This is a genomic window from Microbacterium sp. NPDC058389 (genome assembly GCF_042722305.1).
Taxonomy (GTDB): Bacteria; Actinomycetota; Actinomycetes; order Actinomycetales; family Microbacteriaceae; genus Microbacterium.
The window spans coordinates 1-5,245 of sequence record NZ_JBHXJQ010000031.1 but is presented as its reverse complement, the minus strand read 5'-3'; the positions used below and the strand labels follow the sequence as shown (position 1 = coordinate 5,245).

Annotated in this window: 3 protein-coding genes and 1 pseudogene; 2 read left to right on the top strand and 2 right to left on the bottom strand. The window is 72.0% G+C overall.

The window, feature by feature from the left end; genetic code table 11:
* Window positions 1-76 precede the first annotated feature (76 nt).
* Complete coding sequence (locus ACFWJ8_RS20900) at window positions 77-1,750, bottom strand: DEAD/DEAH box helicase (protein WP_378815179.1); 1,674 nt, start codon at window positions 1,748-1,750, stop codon at window positions 77-79.
* A gap of 247 nt (window positions 1,751-1,997) precedes the next feature.
* On the opposite strand from ACFWJ8_RS20900, the pseudogene ACFWJ8_RS20895 reads away from it, so the two are divergent.
* Together ACFWJ8_RS20895 and ACFWJ8_RS20890 are read left to right on the top strand one after the other, a co-directional pair.
* A pseudogene (locus ACFWJ8_RS20895) lies at window positions 1,998-2,726 on the top strand (hypothetical protein); the annotation flags it as partial.
* A gap of 125 nt (window positions 2,727-2,851) precedes the next feature.
* On the top strand, window positions 2,852-3,469 hold the full coding sequence (locus ACFWJ8_RS20890; RefSeq protein ID WP_378815177.1) for an antibiotic biosynthesis monooxygenase: 618 nt from the start codon (window positions 2,852-2,854) through the stop codon (window positions 3,467-3,469).
* 12 nt (window positions 3,470-3,481) lie between these two features.
* Here ACFWJ8_RS20890 and ACFWJ8_RS20885 read toward each other — a convergent pair whose 3' ends face one another.
* Complete coding sequence (locus ACFWJ8_RS20885; RefSeq protein ID WP_378815175.1) at window positions 3,482-5,095, bottom strand: amino acid permease; 1,614 nt, start codon at window positions 5,093-5,095, stop codon at window positions 3,482-3,484.
* Window positions 5,096-5,245 lie beyond the last annotated feature (150 nt).

Genomic DNA, 5,245 nt, shown 5'->3' with positions numbered 1-5,245 from the left:
GCGCTCAGCGACCGGACCCTGGGTAACCCGGACGCTGAGCGAGCGCCAGCGAGACGAAGCGCGTGCCCGGGCGGCGTCAGCGCCCGGGCAACTCGTCGCCCGGGCGCGCCTCCGTGAACGGCGCCTCGATGTCGGCCCGCTCGAGGAGCTCCTCGAGGCGCGCACGGCGAGCCCGCGTGACGAGAGTGACGACCGTGCCCGACGCGCCGGCCCGGCCGGTGCGGCCCGAGCGGTGCAGGTACGTCTTGTACTCGTCGGGCGGGTCGGCCTGCACGACGAGGTCGATGTCGTCGACGTGGATGCCGCGGGCCGCGACGTCGGTCGCCACCAGCACGTCGATGCGCCCGGAGGTGAGCTTCTCGAGGTTGCGGGTGCGGCGTGCCTGGTCGAGGTCGCCGTGCAGGGCGAGGGCGCGGATGCCGGCGGCGTCGAACTGCTCGGCCAGCATCTCGGCGTACGCACGGGTGCGCGTGAAGACGAGGGTCTTGCCGTCGCGGTCGACGAGCGAGCGCAGCAGCTCGGCCTTGTCGCGGTGGTCAACGACCAGTACGCGGTGGTCGATCGTCCCCGACCGCTGGGTCTCGCCGGCGACCTCGTACACCGCGGGCTTCGTGAGGAACTCCTTGACGAGCGCCGACACCTCGCCGTCGAGCGTCGCCGAGAACAGCAGGCGCTGCGCATCGCGCGACGTGCGGCGCATGATGCGCTGCACCGGCTGAAGGAACCCGAGCTCGCACATGTGGTCGGCCTCGTCGAGCACCGCGATGCGCACCTCCGACAGGTCGAGCGCGCGGGACTCGACGAGGTCCTCGATGCGGCCGGGGGTGCCGATGACGATGTCGATGCCCTTCTTGAGGGCGCCCAGTTGACGCGCCTTGGGCACGCCGCCGTAGATCTGGGTGGTGAACAGGCCGACGCTGCGCGCGATGGGCTGGATCGTCGCATCGATCTGCAGCGCGAGCTCGCGCGTGGGCGCGAGGATCAGCGCACGCGGCGGTCGCGCGAACTCGCGCTTCTGGCCGGCCTGCGAGCGCAGCACGCTCTCGACCAGGGGCGCCCCGAAGGCGATCGTCTTGCCGGAGCCGGTGCGACCGCGCGCGAGGACGTCGCGCCCGTCGAGGATCGCGGGGATCGTCGCCGCCTGGATGGGGAAGGGATGCCGCGCCCCGAGCTCATCGAGCGTCTTGACGATGTTCTGACCGAGGCCGAGGTCGCCGAAGGTCGCCCCGTCGACCTGGGTGGGCACGACGGCATCGGCGTCGAGGCGCTCGTGGACGACATCGGGGCGGACGCCGTCGTCGCGGCGCGGCCGGTCGTCGCGACGCGGCGCGTGGTCGCGGCGCGGGCGGTCCTCGCGCGGCGGCCGCTTCTCCTGGCCCGGCGCGGCGTCGCGGCGCGGCCGGTCGTCCCGGCGCGGCCGGTCGTCGCGGCGCGGGCGGTCGTCGCGCTGGGGCCGGTCGTCGCGTGCGTGCGTGCGGATGGCGCGGGCCTCGTCGCGGCCGGCGCGCTCCTGCTCGGTCCAGCGGCGCTTGGGCGCCCCCTCCGCGGCCTCCGCGCGGTAGCCGCGGTGGCCCGGACTGCGACTGCCGGTCTTGCCGGCAGACGACTCGCCCGGACGCCGCTTCTGCTCGTCGTCGCGGCCACCGGCGTCCTTGCCGCGGGCGCCTCCGGCTGCACGGGCGCGGGGGTTGTAGCGCGGGTCGTAGTTCTTCGGCGCACGGCCGCCGCCGGGCTTCTTGTTCTTGGGCATCCGGCTCCTCCTGGGTGCGATCCGCGGGCACCCGCGCGCCGCGGGCGCGGCGCGGTGCGTGAGCCGGCCTCTCCAGGTTACCCGGGCGTCCCCCGTCGCCCGCGGAGTCCCTGCACGTCCTCGACCAGCGTTCCCCCGGTTCCGCGGGATACTGTTTCCTCAGCGGCTTGCCGCAGACCGGGGGGTCACCGCTGAACTGGGGTTTTGTGCAGTTCGGTCTCCCCGCTCCACTGGGGAATCTATCGTCATGCCGACGGGGCTCCTGTGTCGGTTCATTGGGGGGCCCGGCACCGGGCGCAGCGTCGCACCCGAACCGATCGTGAGTCGAATGCCTCCCACGACCCTTTCCGACGTCACCGACGGCCCCGTCGCACCACTTCTCGCCGCGACGCCGTCGCTGCGGGCGCCCCTACCCGGCTTCGGGACGCCGGTCACGTCCGCCGCCCTGGCCGCCCCTGACACCGCGGCACCCGCCGCCCTCGCACCTGCGCCCGCCGCCGTCGCCCACCGCATCGGGCGCCTCGCCGTGCTGTCGCTGCCCGCAGGCGTGCTGCTGGCCGTGCTCACCACGCACGACCCCACGTGGTGGCAGCATCACTTCTCACAGCTGGGGACGCACGCGGACTTCTCGGGGCGCACCTTCAACGCGACGGCGATCTTCGCCGGATTCTTCCTGGCCGCCTACGGCGTGTTCGTCGTGGTGGCGCTGCCCGACGGCATCCCGCTCCGCTCCTCCCGCGCGTTCCGCGGGTCGATCGTGTCAGCCGGGCTGCACCTCACGGCCGTGGGTCTCGTGCCGATCCCGGTGAGCCCCGACATGCACAACATCATCGCCACCGGACTCGGGCTGTCGTTCCTGTCGACGGTCTCGACGGGCCTGGCGATCCCCGGACGCAGCCGGCGGTTCCGGCGCGCCACGGCGTTCTGCGTCGCGCTGCTCGCGGCAGGCATGATCGTGCTGACTGCAGGGTTCATCACGCTCGCACTGTTCGAGTTCGTCGCGTTCGTCACGATGGGGGTGTGGCTGCTGTGCCTGCCGCGCGTCCTCGCGGCCGCCCCCTGCCGCACCCGGCGCCGGGAAAGCGCGGCGGCCGTCGCAGAATGGATGCCATGGCAGAACCCGTGGCCCACCCCGTCACCGTCGCGATCGAACGTCGCATCGACCCGTCCCGTACCGCAGAAGCCACGAGCTGGATGCAGGCGGGCACCGATCTGGCCGCCGGCTTCGAGGGCTTCCTCGGCTCCGGCTGGGTCCGCGCGGGCGAGGGCAGCGACCTCTGGTACATGCTGTACCGCTTCCGCGACATCCCGACCCTGGAGGGCTGGGAGGATTCGGCGCAGCGCGGCTGGTGGCTCGACTCCGGCCGCGCCTTCGCCCGTGAGGTCAAGGTCGAGCGACGCACCGGCATCGAGGGCTGGTTCGACGCTCCGTTCGCGACCCACGTCGAGACGCGCGGCGTCGCCCCGGCGACCGGCCCGATCCAGCAGCCCATCCCGGCCGCCCCGCCGCGCTACAAGCAGGCCGTCACGATCTGGCTCGGCTTCTTCCCCACCAACCTCCTCGCGTCGTGGCTGCTCGGCTTCCTGCCCGGGTTCGCGGAGTGGCCGCTGATCGCCCGCGTGCTGCTCTCGACTGTGCTGCTCACGCCCGTCATGACGTACGCGGTGCTGCCCGCCGTGACCCGCCTGCTGCGACCCTGGCTGCAGCGCGGCCGCTGACGCCGGCCGCCGTCAGTCCTTCGGGCGATCCTTGAAGATCCGCGGCGGGATGTCGATCGCGGGCCGTTCGGCGATGACCGGATGCGTGCCGGTGTGGCCCTGCCGTTCCTTCGCGGCCTCCGCGATGCGGCCGCGGAACGCGAACCACCCGCCGATGAGCAGCGGGATCAGCAGCAGGCTGGCCGCGAGCACCCAGCGCCCGGTCGGCGAGAAGGCCATGGTGACGAGCACGAACGCGAGGAACACGAGCGTCAGCCATGCGGTGAACGGCGCGCCGAACAGGCGGAACGACGGCCGCTGCAGTCGCCCCTCCTTCGCCCAGCGGTGCAGCTTCATCTGCGCCAGGATGATGGTCGCCCACCCGCCGATGATGCCGATGGCCGAGACCTCCAGCACGATCTCGAAGGCCTCCGACGGCACCAGCGCGTTGAGCCCGACACCGGCGAGCGTGATGACCGCGGTGAGGAGGATGCCGCCGTACGGCACGCCGTTGCGGCTCATGCGCTCGGTGAACCGCGGCGCCGATCCTGCCACCGCCATCGATCGCAGGATGCGCCCCGTCGAGTACAGGCCCGCGTTGAGACTCGACAGCGCCGCCGTGAGCACGACGAAGTTCATGATGGATGCCGACACCGCCGCCGCGTTCGGATTGCCGAGGTGCGAGAAGAACGTCACGAACGGCGACTCCCCCGCCTCGTACGCGGTGAACGGCAGCAGCAGTGACAGCAGCAGCACCGACCCGATGTAGAACACGCCGATGCGCAGGACGACGGTGTTGACCGCGCGAGGCATGACCTTGCGCGGCTCCGCCGTCTCGCCCGCGGCCGTGCCGACGAGCTCGATCGCCGCATAGGCGAAGACCACGCCCGAGATCGCGAGGATCGGGGCGACCGCTCCCATCGGGAACCAGCCGCCGTTGTCGGCGATGACGACGTACCCGGTCGGGCCGAGGTCGGTCTGACCGTTGAACACGAGGAACACGACGCCGATCACGAGGAACACCACGAGCGCGGTGACCTTGATGAGCGCGAACCAGAACTCCAGCTCGCCGAACACCTTGACCGAGACGAGGTTGAGCGACAGCACGATCACGAGCGCGACGAGCGCGACCACCCATTGCGGGATCGCCTGCAGCGGCTCCCAGTACTGCGCCCAGAACTTCACGTACAGGGCGGCCGCGGTGACGTCGACGATCGACGTGAACGCCCAGTTGAGGAAGTACAGCCAGCCGGCGGTGTACGCCATCTTCTCGCCATAGAACTCCCGTGCGTACGACACGAACGACCCCGACGACGGCCGGTGCAGCACGAGCTCGCCCAGGGCGCGCAGGATCAGGAACGCGAAGAAGCCGCAGACCGCGTAGACGAGGACGAGCGAGGGTCCCGAGCTCTCGAGACGCCCACCTGCGCCCATGAACAGGCCGGTGCCGATCGCGCCGCCGATCGCGATCATCTGGATCTGCCGCGGCCGGAGGGTCTTGTGGTACCCCTCCTCCTCGCTGGAGAAGTCCTGCACGGCGAGCATGACGTCGCCGGTCAGCTCCCTGCTGTTCTCGAGCTCCTGCTCCGGATCGTGCGCGGCGTGGCGCAGCACGTCCTCGGGGGTCCGCTCGTGCTCGGCGGTCATGACGCCTCCGTCCGCCCCGGCGGCATCGCCGGAGTGGAGTCACGGTACCGCCGACCCGACGATGTCGCGAGCCCCCTCGCCCTGTGGAGGAATGCCCGGTCAGGCGGCGCCCCCAGTACGACGAGAGGGGCGGATGCCGCGGCCCGCGGC

What these genes read in the sequence shown, in the direction of transcription:
- ACFWJ8_RS20900 (WP_378815179.1), bottom strand. Translation starts at nt 1,750, where the DNA reads ATGCCCAAGAACAAGAAGCCCGGCGGCGGCCGTGCGCCGAAGAACTAC.
- ACFWJ8_RS20890 (WP_378815177.1), top strand. Translation starts at nt 2,852, where the DNA reads ATGGATGCCATGGCAGAACCCGTGGCCCACCCCGTCACCGTCGCGATC.
- ACFWJ8_RS20885 (WP_378815175.1), bottom strand. Translation starts at nt 5,095, where the DNA reads ATGACCGCCGAGCACGAGCGGACCCCCGAGGACGTGCTGCGCCACGCC.